Here is a 21,412-nt window from a genome sequence, read left to right on the forward strand (position 1 = left end):
ATTCGGGTACGGCACGGAGAACCACCGTGAAACCTAAGGATCCCTCCGATCGTCGGCCATCGACAGCTGTCACGCATCCGTGCCACAGATCTCAGACAGATGTATGAAGCGCCTCGGGAAATGCGGGAGAATGCCCGGGTGACGTCGGAATTCAAGGGTGACTACCAGGAGCTGGTCGATGAGATCTCGGAGCTCCTGGGCGCCCCCGCGACGCTGGAGAACCGGGACTTCGAGCTGATCGCCTTCGGGGCCTACGACAGCGAGGACGAGCTCGACGCGTCGGCCCTGGACCCCGTCCGCGCCCGCTCGATCCTGACCCGCCGCTCCACATCGGCCGTGAAGACCTGGTTCGAGGGCTTCGGCATCACACGCGCCACCGGCCCGGTGCGGATCCCGCGCACCCCGGAGGCGGGGGTGTACCGCGGACGTATCTGCCTCCCGGTACGCCACCGGGGTGTCGTCCGGGGTTACGTCTGGCTCCTGGACGACGACCCGGGGCCCACGGACCAGCAGCTGGCGGCCGCCATGGAGGTGACCGCCCGGATCGGCGCGCTGCTCGCGGACGAGGCGCAGCACGGGGCGGACCTCAGCCGGGAGCTGCGGGCCGCACTGATCGCCGAGCGGGGCTGGCAGGGCGACATGGCGATCGCCGAGCTGCGCACGGCCCTCGGCCCGCGCGCGGACGGCGTCCATACGGTCGTCTGCGTGGCCCCGTGGCCGTCGGCCGACCCCGACGACGCCCCTTCGGTGCGGACGGTGCCGCACGCGACCGCGCTGTGCACCGTGCCATGGGGCGCGTCCGGGCAGAGCCTCGCCGTGCTGGTACGGCTGCGCTCGCCCGAGGTGCGCACGGCTGCGCAGGCGGCGGCGTCCCGGCTGTTGAAGGAGAGTCCGGCCGCGCGGGCACCCAAGGCCGGCCGGGCCCAGGTCGCGGCCGGTCTCGGCGAGCCGCGCACCGGCCTCGCCGAGCTGGGCGCGCTCTGGCAGGAGGCGTCGGCCGCGGCCCGCGCGGCCCTAGCGGAACCGCGGTTCGGCCCGGTGGCCCAGTGGTCGGACATCGGTCCGTACCGCCTGCTGACCTCGCTGTCCCCGCAGACGGCCCACGACCCCGTGGTCGCCCCGCTCCTCTCCCCCGCCCAGCGGGAAATCGCCCGCACCGCCGAGGTCTACCTCGACTGCGCGGGCCAGGCCGGCCGTACCGCCGCCGAGCTGGGCATCCATCGCCAGACCCTGTACTACCGCCTCTCCCGCGTCGAACAGCTCACGGGCCTGGACCTCGACGACGGGGAGGACCGGCTGCTGCTGCACATGGCGCTCAAGGGGGCACGGCTGTAGCCGGCATCCGGCCGGACCGCGTCGCGCACCTGGCGCACCGGCTCGTGCTCCGCGCCGCCGGTGCGGTCAGCGTGAGGTGATGGCGGCGAGGGCGTCGTGGAGGGTGCCGTCGCCCGGCGGTCCGTCGCCCCAGCGGGCGGCGATGTGGCCGTCGGGGCGGACGAGCAGCGCTCCCTGCGGGGGCAGGTCCCACTGGTCGGTGTGCTCGGCGGGCAGCGGCTCGACGCGCAGGGGCCAGGCCGCGGGGGTGGGTGACCGCCAGTCGGCGGGGGCGGAGGTCAGCAGCGTGAACCACTCGCCGAACGCGTCGAGGGTGGAGCGGCCGTCGGTCAGCCACAGATGCGGCACGCGGTGGCCCGGTTCGGCCGTGGGAACGTACGTCGTGCCCGTCTCCGGCGGCATCGTCGCCGTACCGTCGCCGGTGAGGACGGCACCGGAGCGGTAGGCGACGCCGAGCACCAGGCCGAGTTGCGCGAAGTACTGCTCCGACCAGGGCGGTTCGACGTGGTCCGGGACCTGTTCCGCCCCCGCGCCGAGCTGCTCGCGGCGCACGTCCTGCACCTGGAACATCATCTTGGAGTTCTCCACCGCCTGGCCGAGCGTGCGGTGGGCGACGGGCCGCCGTTCCTTCTCGTAGCTGTCCAGCAGTCCGGGCCCCGCCCAGCCGCGCAGCACGCCCGCCAGTTTCCAGCAGAGGTTGTGCACATCGGCGACGCCGACGTTCATGCCCAGACCGCCGGCGGGCGGGATCGCGTGCGCGGCGTCGCCGGCCAGCAGGGTGCGGCCGTGCCGGAAGCGTTCGGCGACGAAGGCGTTCACCACCCAGTGCTGCACGCGCAGGACGTCGACCGTCGCCTCGGCGCCGAGGGAGCGCGCGAGGAGGCCGGGCCAGTCGGCATGGTCGGTGTCCTCGGGCGTGGGCGTGAACCAGGCCCAGCCGCCCTCGGGATACAGCGGCAGGAACGACCCCTGCGAGGTGAGATAGACCCCGGCGGGCTGCCGGGCGGACCACCGGCCGAGGTCGGCGTCGAAGACGACGGTGGTGACGCGGCCGACCTCGCCGGGGCCCTCGGTGGCGATGCCCAGCCGCTCCCGGACGGTGGAGTTGGCGCCGTCGGCGGCCAGTAGGTACCGGGCGCGGACGCGTGTGCGCTCCCCGCTGCCGCGGTCGGCGAGCAGGGCCACGACACTGGCGCCCTCCTCGGCGAGGTCGACGAGTTCGACACCGAACCGCACCTCGGAGGCGGCCGCGTCGAGCAGCGTGGGTTCCAGCCGGTCCTGCGAGGTGACCGCGCCGATCACCGGGCTCTCCGGCACCGGTCCGTTGACCCCGACCATCGCCGCCGAGGCGAAGTCGGGGCCGTGCAGCGTGTCCCGGAAGCGGATCCGGCCGTACTCCGGCGCGAACGCGGCCGCGGTGATCCGCTCGGCGAGTTCGAGCTGCCGGAAGATCTCCATGGTGCGCACGTTGATCAGCCGGGACCGCGGAAAGGGCGACAGCTCACGGCGCTTCTCGACCAGCAGGGTCCGCACGCCCCAGCGTTCGAGCAGCGCTCGGGCGGTGAGCCCGACGGGCCCGCCACCGACGATCAGTACCTCGGCCCCGGCGTCCGCCGCGGGCATGTCGGGCTCCATGGGACCCATCATCCGCACCGGGCGCACGACCGCAACGACAGGCGACGGCCAGAGCATCACGCGCCCGCGCCCGCGTCCACCGACCTGCCGCCCGCCGCCCGTGGCCCGTGGCCCGTCGCCGCGGGCGTGTCACTTCCGTGTGGCCGCCTCGAACACCTGGCGCAGCCCGGCGGTGAGCTGTTCCGCGTCGGGCGCGGACTTCGGATCGAAGGTCCACTGCGCGATGAGACCCGTCATCAGGGTCACGTAGAACATGCCGAGCGTGTCCACGGCCTCCTCCGGGACGTCCTCCTCCCGTCCGCCCATGAGCAGCGGGATCAGCCCGCGCCCGGCCTCCCGCTGGGCCGCGGCGAGGTGGTCGCGGAGCTCGGGCATCCGGTCGCCCATGACGACGATCTCCATGCTGAGCCGCCACATCGAACCGGGCTCGCGCATGGTGGCGATGATGTTCGACCACACCTGCTGAAACCGTTCGAACGAGCCCGGCTCGGCGGTGATCCCGGCACCCCCGTCACCGTCGAACGCGTCACTCATCCCCTCGACCAGCGCCACGTACGCCTGCGCCAGCAACGCGTCCTTCGAGCCGTAGTGGTAGCCGATCGAGGCGAGGTTGGTCCCCGACTCCCTGACGATGTCCCGCGCCGTCGTGCGCGCGAAGCCCTTGTCGAGCAGGCAGCGCTTGGCGCCCTCCAGCAGATCCTCACGGTGTCCCATGCGACCACCCTACCGCCGATCCATACAACCGTCCTATACGGCCGTTCTAGACAAGCGTTTAAGACGCGCGTACATTCACCGTCATGACGACGAACCCCAAGAGCACCACCACCCCGCCGGCCCGTGCCGGCCGCCGCGAATGGACCGCGCTCGGCGTGCTGATGCTGCCGCTGCTGCTGGTCTCGATGGATGTCTCGGTCCTCTACTTCGCGATCCCGGCGATCAGCGCGGACCTGGAGCCGAGCGGCACCCAGCAGCTGTGGATCTTCGACATCTACGCCTTCGTCCTGGCCGGCCTGCTGATGACGATGGGCTCGCTCGGCGACCGCATCGGCCACCGCCGACTGCTCCTGATCGGCGCCGCCGCCTTCGGCACGGCCTCACTGGCGGCGGCGTACGCGAACAGCGCCGAGATGCTGATCGCGGCCCGCGCGGTCCTCGGCATCGGGGGCGCGACGCTGATGCCGTCGACGATGGCCATGACCCGCACGATGTTCACCGACCCCGCCCAGCGCGCGAAGGCGATCGGCCTGTGGTCCGGCGTGATGACGGCCGGGATCGCGCTCGGCTCGGTGATGAGCGGGCTGCTGGTCGAGTACTTCTGGTGGGGCTCGGTCTTCCTGGTCAACCTGCCGGCGATGGCGCTCCTGCTGATCCTCGGCCCGGTCATGCTCCCGGAGTGGCGCAACCCCGAGCCCGGCCGCTTCGACTGGCTGAGCGTCCCGCTGTCCATGGCGGCGGTGCTCCCCGTGATCTACGGCCTGAAGGAGATCCCCTCCGAGGGCTGGAACGTCCGCTACGTCGTCTCGATCACCGTCGGCCTGCTGTTCGCGGCCCTCTTCGTGCACCGCCAGCGCACGGCGGCCTCGCCGATGATCTCCCCGGCGCTGTTCCGCGGCCGTGGATTCGCCCCGTCGGTCGCCCTGAACCTGGTCTCCGCGTTCGGCATCATGGGCTCGGCGTACTTCACCACGCAGTACCTGCAGTCGGTGCTCGGCAAGAGCGCCCTGGAAGCGGCCCTGTGGGCGCTGCTGCCGTCGGTGCCGATCGGCGCGGCGGCCCCGATCGCGACGCAGTTGGTGCAGAAGGGCGTCGACCGCGGCCACGTCGTCACCGCGGGCTTCTTGATCGCCGCGTCCGGCTTCGGGGTGCTGTCCCTCGCGGGGACGGACTCGATGGTGCTGGTGCTGGTCGCGTGCGCGGTGCTCGCCGTCGGCGGCGTCGTGGTGATGTCCCAGATCATGGACCTGGCGATGGGCACGGCCCCGCTGGAGCGTGCGGGCTCCGCGTCCTCCCTGATGGAGACCGGCGGGGAGTTCGGCGGCGCGCTCGGCATGGCGGTGCTCGGCTCGATCGGCACGGCCATCTACCGCCACGAGATCCCGGACTCGGCCCCGCAGGCCGCCCGCGAGACGCTGGGCGGAGCGCTGGCGATGGCCGACCGCACTCCGGGCCTGGCCACGGTCGCCCGGGAGGCGTTCACCAGCGGGATGCAGGGGGCGGCGATCGCCGGGGCGGTGCTGCTGGCCGGTGCGGCGGTGCTGGCGGCCGTCACGCTGCGGCGGGTAGAGGTCCGGACCCGGACATGCGAAACGCCGGACGAACCGAGCAAGCTCAGTCCGTCCGGCGTTTGACAGGGAACGTTGCTCGCCCCTGAGGGCCTCACCCCTCCACGCCGAGCCGCATCATTCAGCCCGTCCGGCGTTTGAGAACAACTCCACGCCATCCCAAGCCCCCACCCACCCCCTGAGGGCCTCACCCCTCCACGCCGAGCCGCATCATTCAGCCCGTCCGGCGTTTGAGGACGAGGCCCGTTCAGGGCCGAAGCGGGGGTCTGGGGGCCGCAGGCCCCCAGAAGGGGCGCGGGGAACTGCGCGACCAGCCCCCACGCACCGGCAGCCGAACAGTGACGTCAGGTCAGGTTCACCGCGCGAGCGGACGTCGCACCGATCTCCGCCGCGACCTCGGCCAGCACCCCGGCCGGCACCGTGTCGTCGACGGTGAGAACCGCCAGCGCCTCTCCACCTGCGACCGCACGCGACACCTGCATCCCGGCGATGTTGATCCCGGCCTCGCCGAGGATGCGGCCGACGGTGCCGACGACACCCGGCCGGTCCTCGTACCGCAGCACCACCATGTGCTCGGCCAGCGCGAGGTCCACGTCGTAGTCGCCGACCGCGACGATCTTCTGCAGGTGCTTGGGCCCGGCCAGTGTGCCGGAGACCGACACCTCCTCGCCGTTGCCGAGCGTGCCGCGCACGGTGACGACATTGCGGTGGTCGGTCGCCTCCGAGCTGGTCGTCAGCCGCACCTCGACACCGCGCTCCTGGGCGAACAGCGGCGCGTTGACGTACGAGACGGTCTCGTCGACGACGTCCTCGAAGACACCCTTGAGGGCGCTGAGCTCCAGCACCTTCACATCGTGCTGGGTGATCTCGCCGTACACCTCGACGTCCAGCCGTACGGCCACCTCACCGGCGAGCGCCGTGAAGATCCGGCCGAGACGCTCGGCGAGCGGCAGACCCGGCTTGACGTCCTCGGCGATGACACCGCCCTGGACGTTCACCGCGTCCGGCACGAGCTCACCGGCGAGCGCGAGACGCACCGAGCGGGCGACGGCGATACCGGCCTTCTCCTGCGCCTCGTCCGTGGAGGCACCGAGGTGCGGGGTGGCGACGACCTGGTCGAACTCGAACAGCGGGGAGTCCGTGCAGGGCTCCTTCGCGTACACGTCGAGACCGGCACCGGCGACCCGGCCCTCCTTGAGGGCGGAGTACAGCGCCTCCTCGTCGACGATCCCGCCGCGCGCGGCGTTGACGATGCGCACGCTCGGCTTGACCTTGCGCAGCGCCTCGTCGCCGATGAGGCCGACGGTCTCGGGGGTCTTCGGCAGGTGGACGGTGATGAAGTCGGAGACCTCGAGCAGCTCGTCGAGCGACAGCACCTTGACGCCCATCTGGGCGGCGCGCGCGGGCTGGATGTAGGGGTCGTAGGCGACGACCTTCATGCCGAAGCCGGACATGCGCTGGGCGACCAGCGCACCGATCCGCCCCAGACCCACGACACCGAGGGTCTTCTCGGCCAGCTCCACACCGGTGTACTTGCTGCGCTTCCACTCGCCGTTCTTCAGCGCGGCGTTGGCCTGCGGGATGTGGCGGGCGGTGGCGACGAGCAGACCGCAGGCCAGCTCGGCGGCGGTCACGATGTTCGAGGTGGGGGCGTTGACGACCATCACGCCGGCCTTGGTGGCGGCGGAGACGTCGACGTTGTCCAGGCCGACGCCGGCTCGGGCGACGACCTTGAGCTTCTTCGCGGCGGCGATGGCCTCGGCGTCGACCTTGGTGGCCGAGCGGATCAGGATCGCGTCCACGTCGGCGATGGCCGGGAGCAGCTCGGCTCGGTCCGCTCCGTTGCAGTGCCGGATCTCGAAGTCGGGGCCGAGCGCGTCCACGGTCGCGGGCGACAGCTCTTCGGCGATGAGTACGACGGGTTTCGAGCTCACGTGAGTCCTCACATGTCCATTGCGGACGGCCGTCCCGACGGCCGCAGGCGGTGGAGGGGTGGTGGCCGCGTGGAAGACGCACGACGCTGTGGGCCTGACGCGTATGTAGTACGGCAGTGTAGTGGCGCTGCGGGAGTCGTCCTGCGCCTCTGCGGAAGGATCACCCGTCCGTGATGTGACGGGATGGACAACGGGACCGGAGCAGCCTGCTCCGGTCCCGTCGGCAGAGGCTTACGCCTCCTCGTTCACCCAGCTCATGAGCTTGCGCAGCTCCTTGCCGGTGGTCTCCAGCAGGTGCTCGGAGTCCTGCTGCTTGTACTCGTTGTACTTCTTCAGACCGCCGTGGTACTCGTCCATCCAGGCCTGGGCGAAGGTACCGTCCTGGATCTCGGCGAGGACCTTCTTCATCTCGGCCTTGGTGGCGTCGGTGATGATCCGCGGGCCGGTGACGTAGTCGCCCCACTCGGCGGTCTCGGAGATCGACCAGCGCATCTTCTCCAGGCCGCCCTCGTACATGAGGTCCACGATCAGCTTCAGCTCGTGCAGGCACTCGAAGTACGCGATCTCCGGCTGGTAGCCGGCCTCGGTCAGCGTCTCGAAACCGGCCTTGACCAGCGCGGCCGTGCCACCGCACAGGACGGCCTGCTCACCGAACAGGTCGGTCTCGGTCTCCTCGGTGAAGGTCGTCTTGATGACGCCGGCGCGGGTGCCGCCGATGCCCTTGGCGTACGACAGGGCGAGCGCGAAGGCGTTGCCGGACGCGTCCTGCTCGACGGCCGCGATGCAGGGAACGCCGCGGCCCTCCTCGTACTGGCGGCGGACCAGGTGGCCCGGGCCCTTCGGGGCGACCATGCAGACGTCCACGCCGGCCGGGGGCTTGATGAAGCCGAAGCGGATGTTGAAGCCGTGCCCGAAGAACAGGGCGTCGCCGTCGTTCAGGTTCGGGGCGATGTGCTCCTCGTAGACCTGGGCCTGGATCGGGTCCGGCACCAGGATCATGATGACGTCGGCCTCGGCGGCGGCCTCCGACGGCGTCACCACGCGCAGGCCCTGCTCCTCGGCCTTCGCCTTGGACTTGGAGCCCTCGTGCAGACCGACACGCACGTCGACACCCGAGTCACGGAGCGACAGCGCGTGGGCGTGGCCCTGGCTGCCGTAACCGATGACCGCGACCTTGCGGCCCTGGATGATGGACAGGTCGGCGTCGGCGTCGTAGAACAGCTCGGCCACTTTGGGTTCTCTCCTTGTGTGCAGGTGTTGCGTCCCACCGTATGACGGCGGGGGGAAGGGAAGTTTCGGGGTCTCGCCATACGGGCGTTATCCGGACGGCCGGTGTCACCCGACCGTCCGAACGCGTCCCTATGCCGAGCGGTCGAGCGCGCGCAGCGAGCGGTCCGTGATCGAGCGCGCGCCGCGGCCGATCGCGATGGTGCCGGACTGGACGAGCTCCTTGATGCCGAACGGCTCCAGCATCTTCAGCATGGCCTCCAGCTTGTCGCTGGAGCCGGTGGCCTCGATGGTGACGGCCTCCGGGGAGACGTCGACGGTCTTGGCGCGGAAGAGCTGGACGATCTCGATGATCTGGGAGCGGGTCTCGTTGTCGGCGCGGACCTTCACCAGGACGAGTTCGCGCTGAACGGCCGAACCCGGCTCCAGTTCGACGATCTTCAGCACGTTGACGAGCTTGTTGAGCTGCTTCGTCACCTGCTCCAGCGGAAGGTCGGCGACGCTCACCACGATGGTGATGCGGGAGATGTCGGGGTGCTCGGTGACACCCACCGCGAGGGAGTCGATGTTGAAGCCGCGGCGGGAGAACAGAGCGGCGATCCGGGCGAGGATGCCCGGGGTGTTCTCCACCAGGACGGAGAGCGTGTGCTTGGACATGGTCTTTTACGTCTCTCTCGCTCAGTCGTCTTCGTTGTCGCCGAAGTCGGGGCGCACGTCCCGGGCGGCCATGATCTCGTCGTTGGAGGTGCCGGCGGCGACCATCGGCCACACCATGGCGTCCTCGTGGACGATGAAGTCGACGACGACCGGGCGGTCGTTGATGGAGTTCGCCTCTTCGATGACCTTGTCGAGGTCGGCAGGGTCCTCGCAGCGGATCGCGTAGCAGCCCATGGCCTCCGACAGCTTCACGAAGTCGGGGACGCGGGTGCCCCTGGCCTCCGGGTTGACGTCGTCGGGCCCGGAGTGCAGGACGGTGTTGGAGTAGCGCTGGTTGTAGAAGAGGGTCTGCCACTGGCGGACCATCCCGAGGGCGCCGTTGTTGATGATGGCGACCTTGATCGGGATGTTGTTCAGGGCGCAGGTGGTGAGTTCCTGGTTGGTCATCTGGAAGCAGCCGTCACCGTCGATCGCCCAGACGGTCCGGTCCGGGGCCCCGGCCTTGGCGCCCATGGCCGCGGGGACCGCGTAGCCCATGGTTCCGGCGCCGCCGGAGTTCAGCCACGTGGCCGGCTTCTCGTACTGGATGTAGTGCGCGGCCCACATCTGGTGCTGGCCGACGCCGGCCGCGAAGACCGTGTCCTGCGGGGCGAGTTGGCCGATGCGCTCGATGACCTGCTGCGGGGACAGCGAGCCGTCGTCGGGCTGGTCGTAGCCGAGCGGGTAGGTGTCGCGCCACCGGGAGAGGTCCTTCCACCAGGCGCTGTAGTCGCCCTGGTGACCCTCGGCGTGCTCCTTCTGCACGGCCTGGACCAGGTCGGCGATGACCTCTCGGGCGTCACCGACGATCGGCACGTCGGCCGTGCGGTTCTTGCCGATCTCGGCCGGGTCGATGTCGGCGTGGACGATCTTGGCGTACGGGGCGAAGCTGTCCAGGTTGCCGGTGACACGGTCGTCGAAGCGGGCGCCGAGGGCGACGATCAGGTCGGCCTTCTGCAGCGCGGTGACGGCGGTGACCGCACCGTGCATGCCCGGCATTCCCACATGCAGCGGGTGGCTGTCGGGGAATGCGCCGAGCGCCATCAGGGTGGTGGTGACGGGCGCTCCGGTGAGTTCGGCGAGGACCTTCAGCTCGGCGGTGGCGCCGGCCTTGATGACACCGCCGCCGACGTACAGGACCGGCCGCTTGGCGGCGGTGATCAGCTTGGCGGCCTCGCGGATCTGCTTGGCGTGCGGCTTGGTGACGGGCCGGTAGCCGGGCAGGTCCATGGCCGGCGGCCAGGAGAAGGTGGTCTTCGCCTGGAGGATGTCCTTGGGGATGTCGACCAGGACCGGTCCCGGGCGGCCGGTGGCGGCGATGTGGAACGCCTGCGCGATCGCCCGGGGGATGTCCTCCGCCTTGGTGACCAGGAAGCTGTGCTTGGTGATCGGCATGGTGATGCCGACGATGTCCGCCTCCTGGAAGGCGTCCGTGCCGATCGACTTGGAGACGACCTGACCGGTGATCGCCACGAGCGGCACCGAGTCCATCATCGCGTCGGCGATCGGCGTCACCAGGTTGGTGGCACCCGGGCCACTGGTCGCCATGCAGACGCCGACCTTGCCGGTGGCCTGCGCGTAACCGGTGGCCGCGTGTCCGGCGCCCTGCTCATGGCGGACCAGCACGTGACGCACCCGCTTGGAGTCCATCATCGGGTCGTACGCCGGGAGGATGGTGCCACCGGGAATGCCGAATACCGTGTCGGCGCCGACCTCCTCGAGCGAACGGATGAGGGACTGCGCACCCGTGACGTGCTCGGGGGCGGACTGTCCTCCGGATCGGGGCCGCGGCTGCGGATGATGGGCCCCGGTGGCCTGCTCGGTCATCGGCATTCTCTTCTCGATGCTGAGGGTTTTTGCGAAGTTTGAGCGGAGTTTCGATGTTGCACGACTGGTCCCTGTGCAACAAAAAACCCCTCGTGCCGTAAGGCAAGCGAGGGGAGCGCGTCGGTGGTGGTCGCTGGGAGTTCCGGGTCTGTCCGGACGTCACCAGCTTCAGCCGACGCGCTTTCCAAGTACGAGAATTCGGGTGCGCATGGCACTGACCCTCCCCCCGGCGCACACCCGGTGTCAAGTGGGTGGGACGGGAGTCTCATTATGTGAGCGAAGGGCACTGCCGCCTCCGAGAACAGCGGGGACACCACTGGTGTACACCCCCGCGCCCCCACCGGCGAACGCGGGCTCCGCCGGCCCGTGCGGGACCGGATAGTGGCCGGAACTGAGCGCCCGCCGCAGCCGGTACTCGTCCAGTGGCCCGGAGAACGCCATGCCCTGCCCGTGCGTGCACCCCACCGCCCGCAGCGCGACGACCTGCTCGGGCAGGTCCACGCCGTCGGCCACGGACTGGAGCCCGAGGTCCCCGGCGATCCGCAGCAGCCCGCTGGTGATCTTGTGCAGCCGCGCCGACTCGACGACGCCCTCGACCAGCCCGCGGTCGAGCCTGAGCACGTCGACGGGGAGCCTGCGCAGCGCGGTGATCGCCGCGTACCCGCTGCCGAAGCCGTCCAGGGCGACCCGGACGCCGAGTCTGCGCAGGCCGCTCAGGCGGCGCTCCAGATCGTCCAGCGAGATACGGGGGTCGAGGTCGGACAGCTCGATGATCAGCGACCCGGACGGCAGCCCGTGCCGGGTCAGCAGCGCCTCGATCGAGCCGAGCGGCATCGACCGGTCCAGCAGCCGGCGCGCACCCATCCGGACCGAGATGGGCACGGCGAGCCCGGTCGCGGTGCGCTCGGCGGCCTGCTCGACGGCCTCCTCCAGCATCCAGCGGCCCAGCTCGGCGGTCTTGTCACTGTCCTCGGCCACCCGCAGGAACTCGGCGGGCGTGAAGAGCACCCCTTGCGAGGACCGCCAGCGCGCCTGGGCGGCGACCGAGGTGATCCGGCCGTCCGTCAGACACACCACCGGCTGGTGCAGCAGCGCGAACTCGCCGTCGTGCAGCGCGGCCCGCAGGCGCGTGGCCAGCTCCGCCTTGCGTACGACGTCCTGCTGCATCTGCGGCTTGTAGAGCTCGACGCGGCCCTTGCCGCCCGCCTTCGCGCGGTACATGGCCAGGTCGGCGTTGCGCAGCAGCTCCCCGGCGCCGATGCCCGGCTCGGCGAAGGCGACGCCGATGGAGGCGTTGACCCGGACATCGTTGCCGTCGATGAGGTAGGGCTGTGACAGCGTCATCCTGAGGCGGTCGGCGAGCTCCAGGATGTGTCGTTCCCTGGCGGTGCGGTCACGCGTGTTGTCCCCGACGATCAGGGCCGCGAACTCGTCGCCGCCCAGCCGGGACGCGGTGTCGCCCTGCCGGACCGCCTCCTGGAGTCTGCGGGCGGCCTGGACGAGCAGCTCGTCCCCGGCCTGGTGTCCGATCGTGTCGTTGACGCCCTTGAAGCCGTCGAGGTCGATGAACAGGACGGCCGTGTTGCGCAGGGCGATGCCTCGGTCGGAGGCCCGGCGGCCGGACAGGGCCTGCTGCACACGCTGGGTGAACAACGCGCGGTTGGGCAGGTCGGTGAGCGGGTCGTGCTCGGCGTTGTGCTGGAGCTGCGCCTGGAGGCGCACTCTTTCGGTCACGTCCCGGCTGTTGAAGATGAGGCCGCCGTGGTGCCGGTTGACGGTCGACTCGACGTTGAGCCAGCTGTCCTCTCCGGACCGGAAGCGGCATTCGATGCGTGTGGTGGGTTCCTCCAGTGGGCTGGCGGCGAGGAAGCGGCGCACCTCGTGCACCACGCAGCCCAGGTCCTCCGGGTGGATGAGATTGGCCAGTTCCGAACCCACCAGATCCTCGGCGGAGCGGCCGTAGACCCCGGCGGCGGCCGGGGAGACGTACCGGAGGATGCCGTTGGGCGCGGCGATCATGATGACGTCGCTGGAGCCCTGCACCAGGGAGCGGAAGTGGTTCTCCTTCTGCGCCAGTTCCTGGGTGAGGGTGATGTTGTCGAGCAGCATGATGCCCTGACGCACCACGAGCGCCAGCACGACGGTGCCGCCGGTGATGAGCACCACGCGGTCGACGCTGCGGCCGTTGAGGACGTTGTAGAGGATCCCCAGGGTGCACACCGCGGCGGCGAGGTACGGCGTGAGCGCGGCCAGCGAGCCGGCGATCGGCCGGGTGACCGGGTACCGGGTGTGATCACCTCCCTGCGCGGGGGTGTGGTGGTGGACCCCGCCCCGCTGTCCGGGCAGGTGCTCGTGCACCACGCGCGTGTGCCCCGCCGAGCCGTGCCGGTCGCAGTCCTCCTGCCCGCTCCGGGGCGCGGCCCAGGGGGCGTACGCCAGGAGCAGCGAGCCGGCGAACCAGCCCGCGTCGAGCAGCTGGCCGGAGCGGTAGCTGTTGTGCAGCAGCGGCGAGGTGAACAGGGCGTCGCACATCACGGTCAGCGCGAGCGCGCCGATGGCGGTGTTGACCGCGGTGCGGTTGGCCGAGGAGCGCCGGAAGTGCAGTGCGAGCACCATGCTGACCAGTGCGATGTCGAGCAGCGGGTAGGCCAGCGAGAGCGCGGTGTGCGCCACGCTCGCCCCGTCGCCGGCGTCGATCTTGGCGGCCTGGGCCAGGGCGAGGCTCCACGCCAGCGTCAGCAGCGAGCCGCCGATCAGCCAGGCGTCGAGCCCCAGGCAGACCCAACCCGCCTTGGTCACCGGGCGCTTGGCGAGCACCAGGAGTCCCACGATGGCGGGCGGCGCGAAGCACAGGAAGAACCCGTCGGCGTAGGACGGGCTGGGCACGGGACGCTCCAGGACGACCTCGTACCACCCCCAGACCAGGTTGCCGAGGGCCGCCATGGCCGAGGAGAGCGCGAACAGCAGCCATGCGGGTCGAAAGCGGATACGGCGGCTACGGGCGTAGCGGAAGCAGGACACGGCGGCCGCTCCCGCCGCGGCTGCCAGCCCGAAGTCGCCCATGATCAGCGCCAGTTGGGCCGATCCCCAGCCGATCGCGGAGCCGATGGCGTAGGCCGCGCACACCAGCGCCAGGGTCAGTTGCGGAAACAGTCCCGAGCCGTTGCCGCTCAGCGAAGGACGAGGCAGCGCCGCCGCCGACGAGGGCTGCGCCCGCACCGCTCCGTCCAGCGTGGTCGTGGGGGGCGGTGGCGAGCTCACCGGTCCCTCCCGGTCCGCGCCACTCGGGGGTCCCGAGGGTCCCGGTGCGCCGTGTGCGCATGTCGCCTGCGGCTGCTGTGCCTGCGGTGGGGAGGGGTGTGACGGCAGCCGTGGATGCCGTGGCGGCCGCGTCTGCGCGCGGCCGATCGCCAGGGTCGTCGCCGACAGCCCCGCCGCGTCGGATCGCTCGTCCATAGGCCGTGCATCGCCGTCGCCCCCCTCACAAATCTGAAATGTCCATCCCCGACGCCGAACCGTGCGCGGCGCTGCCCCACTCGGACGATACACCAGTCTCGTCACTCAGGGACATAGCACCTCTACGCTCCGTGACGACCAGCGCATATGCGAGTACGGACCGCTTCCGGAAGGTTGCGGACGGTACTCGAAGCGGATTACGGGCCTGTTGCGCACGCCATGCGCGGCACCCCCGCAGAGCTCAACGCGTGAGCGTCACGCTGGTGTCGCGCCCGTCGTAAGGATCACGTTGCGCAACGGCTCCCGGTTCACGTGGCGAGTCAACTGGTCCACCAGCAGCCGCTTGGCGCGGGGCAGGAACGCGGATGTCGGACCGCCCACATGAGGGCTGATCAGCAGGCCCGGGGCCCGCCACAGGGGGTGCTCACGGGGCAGCGGTTCGGGGTCGGTGACGTCCAGGGCCGCGGTGATGCGCCCGGTCTCCAGTTCGGCCAGCAGCGCCTTGGTGTCCACGACGGCTCCGCGGGCGACGTTGACGAGCAGCGCGCCGTCCTTCATGCGGGCGAGGAAGTCGGAGTCGACCAGGTGACGGGTGGTGTCCGTCAAGGGCGTGGACAGGATGACGACGTCGGCTTCCCGAAGCAGTGCGGGCAGTTCGGTGAGCGGATGCACTTCGCCGCGCGCCGTGGTGCGCTGAGAGCGCGCGACGCGCGCCACCCGCGCAAGTTCAAAAGGTGCGAGCCGGTCCTCGATGGCGGCACCGATCGAGCCGTATCCCACGATGAGGACGTTCTTGTCCGCCAGCGCAGGACGGAAACCACCGAGCCACTCCCCTCTGTCCTGCGCCCGCACGAAGTCGGGGACGCCGCGCAGCGAGGCGAGGATCAGGGTGAGCGTGAGCTCGGCGGTGCTCGCCTCGTGCACCCCGCGCGCGTTGCACAGGCGTACGCCGGGTCGCAGATGCTTGAGGCCCGGCTCCACGTGGTCGGTGCCTGCGGAGAGCGTCTGCACGACCTCCAGGTGCGTCATCTGCGGCAGGGGACGCTGTCCGAGCGCGGGCGGCTTCATGTACGGGACGACGTAGAAGGCGCACTGGGCCGGGTCGGCGGGGAAGTCCTCCGCACCGTTCCAGTAGCGGTAGGCGGGTCCCTCGGGCAGGCCCTCGATCTCTTCCGGCGGGATGGGGAGCCACACGTCAGCAGTCATGGTCAGGAGGCTAGAGCCTTCGGCCGGGTCGGGCCGAGGGAAGGTAACTGCGGTTGATCGTCGCTGGTGAGCGGGATGCGGTGCCCCGCGACCGCGGCCTGGGCCGTGGGGCGGGCCCTAGGTCGGGCGAACCCGAGCGCAGAGGTTAGGTTGGGGTGCCGGAAGAGGGAGGGTTACGGCCAGGTGGAGCGCAGGACGATCGGCGCGGCGGCACTCGCGGTGGGAGCCGTCGGGCTCGGGTGCATGCCGATGAGCTGGGCCTACAGCTCGTCGCGGCAGCGGGGCGAGGAGTCGGTCAGGGCGGTGCACCGGGCGCTCGATCTGGGCTCGACGCTGCTGGACACGGCCGACATGTACGGCCCGTTCACCAACGAGCTATTGGTGGGGCGGGTGTTGAAGGAGCGCCGGCAGGACGCGTTCGTGTCGACCAAGGTCGGTCTGCTGGTCGGCGAACAGCACATCGTGGCCAACGGCCGCCCCGGCTATGTGAAACGGGCCTGCGACGCCTCTCTGCGCCGCCTCCAGACGGACGTCATCGACCTCTACCAGCTGCACCGCGCCGACCCCGAGGTTCCCGTCGAGGAGACGTGGGGCGCGATGGCGGAGCTCGTCCGGGCCGGGAAGGTAAGGGCGTTGGGGATGTGCGCGGTGGGCGCGCGAGGGGGGCGTCGCCTCGGCACGCGCCTGCACGACACGACGATCCGGCAGTTGCAGCGGGTGCAGCAGGTCTTTCCGGTGAGCGCGGTGGAGGCCGAGCTGTCGGTGTGGTCGCCCGAGGCGCTGGAGGCGCTGCTGCCGTGGTGCGAGGCCCGCGGCGTCGGCTTCCTGGCGGCGATGCCGCTGGGCAACGGCTTCCTCACCGGCACGCTCACCCCGGGCCAGGGCTTCGAACCGGACGACGTGCGGGCCCGGCACCCACGGTTCACCGCGGAGATGATGGCGTCGAACCAGTCGATCGTTGCCGGACTGCGCCGCGTCGCGGCCCGGCACGGGGAGCAGGTCACCCCGGCGCAGGTGGCGCTTGCGTGGGTGCTGGCCCAGGGCCGGCACGTCGTCGCGATTCCGGGCGCCAAGCAGGAGCGCTGGGTGAGGCAGAACGCGGGTGCCGAGGCGCTGCGGCTGTCCCCGGAGGATCTGGCCGAGGTGGCGGAGCTACCGGGGGCACAGGGATCCTGGGACTGACGCCGTGAGGGTTCCACGCCCCGTGGTGGGACCCCGAGGGCGGCGCTGATTCAAGGTTCGTGGATCGGGAACCTCTGAGGCGCGAGCGGTGTAAGAACAGTAGAACCCGCCGCATCGAAGGGACCGTGATCGTGCAACGTCGAGCTGTGCCGGCCGTATTGGCCGCGGCCGCACTCCTGCTGACGGCCGGCTGCTCCTCCGGCGACGGGGACTCGCCGGGCAAGGGCGGAGACCAGGCACCGAGCAGAACCACGGCCTCGCCCACCCGGCAGGCGGCCGAGACCCCACCGGCGCAGGGCACGGTCAAGGTGGTGCGCACGGTCGCCGAGGGCCTGAGCACCCCCTGGGGCCTGGCCCCGCTCCCGGACGGCGACCTGCTCGTCTCCTCCCGCGACGACGCCACGATCACCCGCGTCGACGGCGAGACCGGCAAGAAGACCGAGCTGGGCGAGGTGCCGGGGGTCTCCCCGGCGGGCGAGGGCGGCCTCATGGGCCTGGCGCTCTCCCCGGACTACGCCTCCGACCACATGATCTACGCGTACTTCACCTCGGCCTCGGACAACCGCATCGTGCGCGTGCTGTACGACGAACAGCGGTCGGCCGGCGACCAGCTGGGCGCGCCCGACACGATCTTCAAGGGCATCCCCAAGGGCTACATCCACAACGGCGGCAGGATCGCCTTCGGCCCGGACAGGCTGCTGTACGCGGGCACCGGGGAGAGCGGTGACACGGGCCTGTCCCAGGACAAGGAGTCCCTGGGCGGCAAGATCCTGCGGCTGACGCCGGAGGGCGAGCCGGCACCGGGCAACCCCTTCCCCGACTCCCCCGTGTATTCGTACGGCCACCGCAATGTGCAGGGCCTGGCCTGGGACGCCAACCAGCGCCTGTTCGCCTCCGAGTTCGGCCAGGACACCTGGGACGAGCTGAACGCGATCAAGCCGGGCGACAACTACGGCTGGCCGAAGGCCGAGGGCAAGTCGGACGACAGCACGTACCACAACCCCCTGGCGCAGTGGGGCACCGACGAGGCCTCCCCCAGCGGTATCGCCCATGCCGAGGGCTCGGTCTGGATGGCCGGTCTGAAGGGCCAGCGTCTGTGGCGCATCCCTCTGAACGGCACGGAGGCGTCGGCGGACCCGCAGGCCTTCCTGGAGGGTGACTACGGCCGTCTGCGGACCGTCGTCCCGGCGGGCGGCGACAAGCTGTGGCTGATGACCAGCAACACGGACGGGCGGGGCGACCCCAGAGACGGGGACGACCGGATTCTGGAACTTCAGGTGACCTGAGCCGGCCCGGACCTCATTCCTCCTCGGCCGACGGCTCGGGCTCGGGTGGCCGTACGACCACCTTCCCGGACGCGAGATCTATCGGCCCGCGTCCGGGGTCGTTGTCGCCGACGTCCTCGCGGGTCAGTTCCAGGCGGTTCTGCTCGTCGCGGGTGTGTTTGCGGCCGGGGGCGAAGAGTTCCTCGAACGCGTTGAACACAGGGCCTCCCGTTGCCGACGTCCCTTACAGCGTATGCCTCAGCCGCTCGTCCTGGATGTGAGGGTTTCGGCCGGAAACAGGCCCAGTCGATGCGCCACGGCGGCGGCCTCGCCTCTGCCCGAGACACCGAGCTTGCCGAGGATGTTCGACACATGGACGCTGGCCGTCTTCGGGGAGATGAAGAGTTCCTCGGCGATCTGGCGGTTGGTGCGGCCGGCGGAGACCAGGCGCAGGACGTCCCGTTCGCGGGTGGTGAGGCCGAGGGAGTCGGCGGGGTCGGCCGCGGGCACATGTGCGGTCGCCGTGAGGGTGAGGCGGGCCCGCTGGGCCAGGTGGGCCGCGGCGTCGGCGAGCGGGCGGGCGCCGAGGTGGGTGGCGGTGGCCCGGGTGAGGCGGAGCAGTTCGGTGGCGCGGGCGCGCTCGTCGTCGCCGCCGAGGGCGAGCAGGGCCTCGGCCAGGCGGTGGCGGACCTGGGCGAGGTCGTAGGGGCGCTCCAGGGCCTCGAAGGCCGTGACCACGTCCGACCAGGTGTCGGTGGCGGTCCGGCCGTCGGCCCGGTCGAGTTCGGCCCGGGTCCACTTCTCGTACGCCAGCCACAGCGGCGCGCCCGTGGTGAGCTTGCGGACGGCCTCGAAGAGCCGTTGCAGGAAGTCGGCGCGGCCCTCCTGCGCGGTGGGCAGCGCTTGGGCGCGGGCGTCGGACTCGGCGACGGCGGCGGCCAGCAGCAGCGGCCAGGCGTAGCGCTGGGTGCCGGGCGGGAAGCCGGTGTCCAGGACCCGGTCGGCCTCCGCGCGGGCGTCGAGGAGGCGGCCCTCGGCGGCGGCTATGCCCAGGGCGAGGAAGGCCATCGGCAGGTTGTTCTGCGGCATGGGGTCGTGGGTGCCGTAGGAAGCGCGGGCCTCGGCGAGACGGCGGGTGGCCTCGGCGATGTCGCCGCGGGCGAGCGCGAGGTGGGCGAGGCGGTTGGCGGCGCCGCCGCGCGGCTTGGCGGACTGCCCCGTGCGCTGGGCGTTCACCGCGGCCTCGGCGGCCTCGTCCCAGTGGCCCAGGGAGATCAGTGACTCGGCGAGGTTCGTCCACATCCAGGCCTCGGAGTCCCGCAGGCCCCACTCCTGGGTGAGGCGCAGGCCCTCGCGCAGGATGCCGACGGCGTCCTGCGAGCGGCCGATGCCTTCGAGCACGGAGGGCAGGTTCACATGGCTGCGGCCGACCAGGGTGGTGAGGCCACGGGTCAGGACCTCGTCCTTGACCTCGTACATCTGGGCCAGTCCGGCGTCGATGTCGCCGGCGTCGACCATGAGGTTGCCGAGCGAGAGGCGCGCGTTGAGTTCGATGTCCTCGGCGCCCACCATGCGGGCGTACTCGACGGCCCGTTCGGCGGCCGACATGGCGTCGGGGCCGGGGGCGCGCAGCATCGACCAGTTGGCGGCGCTGGCGAGCACCTCGGCATGCACCTCGGACGGTGGCAGGCCGCGCACCAGCTCCTGGGCGGTGCCCAGTTCATGCCAGCCGTCGCCGCGGGTCAGGGCCTGCACCAGCCGGGAGCGCTGCACCCAGAACCAGGCGGCGCGCAGGGGTTCGCTCTCCTCCTCCAGCAGATTCAGGGCCCGCTTGGTGATCTTCAGGGCGCGTTCGCGTTCCCCGCAGCGCCGGCCGGCGACGGCCGCCTCGGCCATCAGGTCGAGATAGCGCAGCGGTGTGGTGGCGGGATCGCAGCCGCAGGGAGGGTAGACCTCGGTGTAGTCGACGGGGCGCAGCGTGGCGCGGATGTCCTCGGGGGCGGTGTCCCAGAGCTCCATCGCGCGTTCCAGCAGCCGTAGTTGCTCGGAGTGGGCGTGCCGGCGGCGGGCGGTGACGGAGGCGTCGAGGACGGCCGGCAGGGCCTTGGCCGGTTCATGGGCGTGGTACCAGTAGCTGGCCAGGCGCATGACGCGCTCGCCGGCCGGGACGAGCGTCGGGTCGGCTTCCAGGGCCTCGGCGTAGCGGCGGTTGAGGCGGGAGCGCTCGCCGGGCAGCAGGTCGTCGCCGACGGCCTCGCGGACCAGGGAGTGCCGGAAGCGGTAGCCGTCGTCGCCGGGCGCGGCGATGAGGAGGTTGGCGCCCACGGCGGCCCGCAGCGCCTCGATGAGGTCGTCCTCGGCGAGCCGGGCGACGGCCGCCAGCAGCCGGTACTCCACGGTGGAGCCGCCCTCGGCGACGATCCGGGCGACTCGCTGGGCGCTCTCGGGCAGCCTTTCGACGCGGACCAGGAGCAGGTCGCGCAGGGAGTCGGTGAGGCCGGTGCAGCTGCCCTCGTGGGTGGCGACGGCGAGTTCCTCGACGAAGAAGGCATTGCCGTCGGAGCGTTCGAAGATCTCGTCGACCTGGGCCGGGTCGGGTTCGCAGGCCAGGATGCCGGCGATCTGGCGGCCGACCTCGGCGCGGTTGAAGCGGCCGAGTTCGATCCGGCGGACGGTGCGCAGCCGGTCGAGTTCGGCGAGGAGGGGGCGCAGCGGGTGGCGGCGGTGGATGTCGTCGGAGCGGTAGGTGGCGAGGACGATCAGCCGGCCGGTGCGCAGGGTGCGGAAGAGATAGGCGAGGAGGTGGCGGGTGGAGGCGTCGGCCCAGTGCAGGTCCTCCAGGGCCACGACGACCGTGCGGCCCGCGGCGACGCGTTCCAGCAGGCGCGCGGTGAGTTCGAAGAGGCGGGCCATGCCCTCCTCGTCGGAGCGGTCCGTTCCGCGGGGTTGCGCTGTTTCGCCCAACTCGGGCAGCAGACGGGCCAGTTCCTCCTCCTGGCCGGCTGCCGCAGCCGTCAGTTCCTCGGGCAGTTCGCGGCGCAATGCGCGCAGGGCGGTGGAGATCGGCGCGAACGGGAGCCCGTCCGCGCCGATCTCGACGCAGCCGCCGAGCACGACGACGGCGCCCTCGCGGGCGGCGGCGGTGGCGAACTCCTCGACGAGACGGGTCTTGCCGACCCCCGCCTCACCGCCGATCACCAAAGCCTGCGGGGCGCCTGCGGCGGCTTGGGCGAGGGCGTCGTTGAGCGTCTCCAGTTCGGCTGTGCGACCTACGAACACGGGGCTTACGGACCGGCTCTCCACGGGAGTGAGCATGCCACGCGCCTCGGACCGCCCGGCACCGCTTTTCTGGGGGCTGCCACCCCCA

At 71.2% G+C, this 21,412-nt stretch carries 14 protein-coding genes; 4 read left to right on the top strand and 10 right to left on the bottom strand.

Annotated elements, in window-relative coordinates:
- Positions 1-120 precede the first annotated feature (120 nt).
- The gene (locus ACFPQ9_RS20825) at positions 121-1,335 is read left to right on the top strand and encodes a PucR family transcriptional regulator (protein WP_380854972.1); all 1,215 of its coding nucleotides are present in this window, start codon (positions 121-123) and stop codon (positions 1,333-1,335) included.
- Between the two features lie 66 nt (positions 1,336-1,401).
- Here the strand turns inward: ACFPQ9_RS20825 and ACFPQ9_RS20830 are convergent, their stop codons facing one another.
- Together ACFPQ9_RS20830 and ACFPQ9_RS20835 are read right to left on the bottom strand one after the other, a co-directional pair.
- On the bottom strand, positions 1,402-2,970 hold the full coding sequence (locus tag ACFPQ9_RS20830) for an FAD-dependent monooxygenase (RefSeq protein WP_380854975.1): 1,569 nt from the start codon (positions 2,968-2,970) through the stop codon (positions 1,402-1,404).
- A 129-nt stretch (positions 2,971-3,099) separates the two neighbouring features.
- Positions 3,100-3,684: a TetR/AcrR family transcriptional regulator gene (locus ACFPQ9_RS20835; RefSeq protein ID WP_380854978.1), complete on the bottom strand. Its 585-nt coding sequence runs from the start codon at positions 3,682-3,684 to the stop codon at positions 3,100-3,102.
- Positions 3,685-3,767: 83 nt separating this feature from the next.
- Between ACFPQ9_RS20835 and ACFPQ9_RS20840 the strand changes: the two genes are divergently transcribed.
- The gene (locus ACFPQ9_RS20840; RefSeq protein WP_380854981.1) at positions 3,768-5,318 is read left to right on the top strand and encodes an MFS transporter; all 1,551 of its coding nucleotides are present in this window, start codon (positions 3,768-3,770) and stop codon (positions 5,316-5,318) included.
- Between the two features lie 278 nt (positions 5,319-5,596).
- Here ACFPQ9_RS20840 and serA read toward each other — a convergent pair whose 3' ends face one another.
- The 6 genes from serA to ACFPQ9_RS20870 all read right to left on the bottom strand — a co-directional run bounded on the left by serA (position 5,597) and on the right by ACFPQ9_RS20870 (position 15,598).
- Positions 5,597-7,186: a phosphoglycerate dehydrogenase gene (gene serA, locus ACFPQ9_RS20845; protein ID WP_380854984.1), complete on the bottom strand. Its 1,590-nt coding sequence runs from the start codon at positions 7,184-7,186 to the stop codon at positions 5,597-5,599.
- 231 nt (positions 7,187-7,417) lie between these two features.
- Complete coding sequence (gene ilvC / locus ACFPQ9_RS20850; protein WP_380854987.1) at positions 7,418-8,416, bottom strand: ketol-acid reductoisomerase; 999 nt, start codon at positions 8,414-8,416, stop codon at positions 7,418-7,420.
- A gap of 129 nt (positions 8,417-8,545) precedes the next feature.
- Positions 8,546-9,070, bottom strand: coding sequence for an acetolactate synthase small subunit (gene ilvN, locus ACFPQ9_RS20855; RefSeq protein ID WP_030051183.1), 525 nt, complete (start codon positions 9,068-9,070; stop codon positions 8,546-8,548).
- A 21-nt stretch (positions 9,071-9,091) separates the two neighbouring features.
- Positions 9,092-10,942 (bottom strand): acetolactate synthase large subunit, encoded by a 1,851-nt coding sequence (locus ACFPQ9_RS20860; RefSeq protein ID WP_380854991.1) that lies wholly within the window; start codon positions 10,940-10,942, stop codon positions 9,092-9,094.
- A 237-nt stretch (positions 10,943-11,179) separates the two neighbouring features.
- Positions 11,180-14,197 carry a putative bifunctional diguanylate cyclase/phosphodiesterase gene (locus ACFPQ9_RS20865; RefSeq protein WP_380854994.1) on the bottom strand — a complete coding sequence of 1,006 codons (3,018 nt, stop codon included), beginning with the start codon at positions 14,195-14,197 and terminating at the stop codon, positions 11,180-11,182.
- Between the two features lie 450 nt (positions 14,198-14,647).
- Entirely contained in the window at positions 14,648-15,598 is a 951-nt protein-coding gene (locus ACFPQ9_RS20870; protein ID WP_380854997.1) for a 2-hydroxyacid dehydrogenase, read from the bottom strand.
- Between the two features lie 183 nt (positions 15,599-15,781).
- On the opposite strand from ACFPQ9_RS20870, the gene ACFPQ9_RS20875 reads away from it, so the two are divergent.
- Together ACFPQ9_RS20875 and ACFPQ9_RS20880 are read left to right on the top strand one after the other, a co-directional pair.
- The gene (locus ACFPQ9_RS20875) at positions 15,782-16,780 is read left to right on the top strand and encodes an aldo/keto reductase (RefSeq protein WP_380855000.1); all 999 of its coding nucleotides are present in this window, start codon (positions 15,782-15,784) and stop codon (positions 16,778-16,780) included.
- 146 nt (positions 16,781-16,926) lie between these two features.
- Positions 16,927-18,066: a PQQ-dependent sugar dehydrogenase gene (locus tag ACFPQ9_RS20880; protein WP_380855003.1), complete on the top strand. Its 1,140-nt coding sequence runs from the start codon at positions 16,927-16,929 to the stop codon at positions 18,064-18,066.
- A gap of 13 nt (positions 18,067-18,079) precedes the next feature.
- Here ACFPQ9_RS20880 and ACFPQ9_RS20885 read toward each other — a convergent pair whose 3' ends face one another.
- Positions 18,080-18,265, bottom strand: a complete 186-nt coding sequence (locus tag ACFPQ9_RS20885) for a DUF6191 domain-containing protein (protein ID WP_380855005.1) — start codon at positions 18,263-18,265, stop codon at positions 18,080-18,082.
- A gap of 38 nt (positions 18,266-18,303) precedes the next feature.
- Positions 18,304-21,360 (bottom strand): helix-turn-helix transcriptional regulator, encoded by a 3,057-nt coding sequence (locus ACFPQ9_RS20890; RefSeq protein ID WP_380855008.1) that lies wholly within the window; start codon positions 21,358-21,360, stop codon positions 18,304-18,306.
- Positions 21,361-21,412: the final 52 nt, after the last annotated feature.

Source organism: Streptomyces coerulescens (assembly GCF_042657965.1).
Lineage (GTDB): Bacteria > Actinomycetota > Actinomycetes > Streptomycetales > Streptomycetaceae > Streptomyces > Streptomyces coerulescens.

Coding starts and splice junctions, on each gene's coding strand:
- ilvN (WP_030051183.1), bottom strand. CDS start 9,070: ATGTCCAAGCACACGCTCTCCGTCCTGGTGGAGAACACCCCGGGCATC.
- ACFPQ9_RS20825 (WP_380854972.1), top strand. CDS start 121: ATGCGGGAGAATGCCCGGGTGACGTCGGAATTCAAGGGTGACTACCAG.
- ACFPQ9_RS20870 (WP_380854997.1), bottom strand. CDS start 15,598: ATGACTGCTGACGTGTGGCTCCCCATCCCGCCGGAAGAGATCGAGGGC.
- ACFPQ9_RS20835 (WP_380854978.1), bottom strand. CDS start 3,684: ATGGGACACCGTGAGGATCTGCTGGAGGGCGCCAAGCGCTGCCTGCTC.
- ACFPQ9_RS20830 (WP_380854975.1), bottom strand. CDS start 2,970: ATGGAGCCCGACATGCCCGCGGCGGACGCCGGGGCCGAGGTACTGATC.
- ACFPQ9_RS20840 (WP_380854981.1), top strand. CDS start 3,768: ATGACGACGAACCCCAAGAGCACCACCACCCCGCCGGCCCGTGCCGGC.
- ACFPQ9_RS20860 (WP_380854991.1), bottom strand. CDS start 10,942: ATGCCGATGACCGAGCAGGCCACCGGGGCCCATCATCCGCAGCCGCGG.
- ACFPQ9_RS20890 (WP_380855008.1), bottom strand. CDS start 21,360: ATGCTCACTCCCGTGGAGAGCCGGTCCGTAAGCCCCGTGTTCGTAGGT.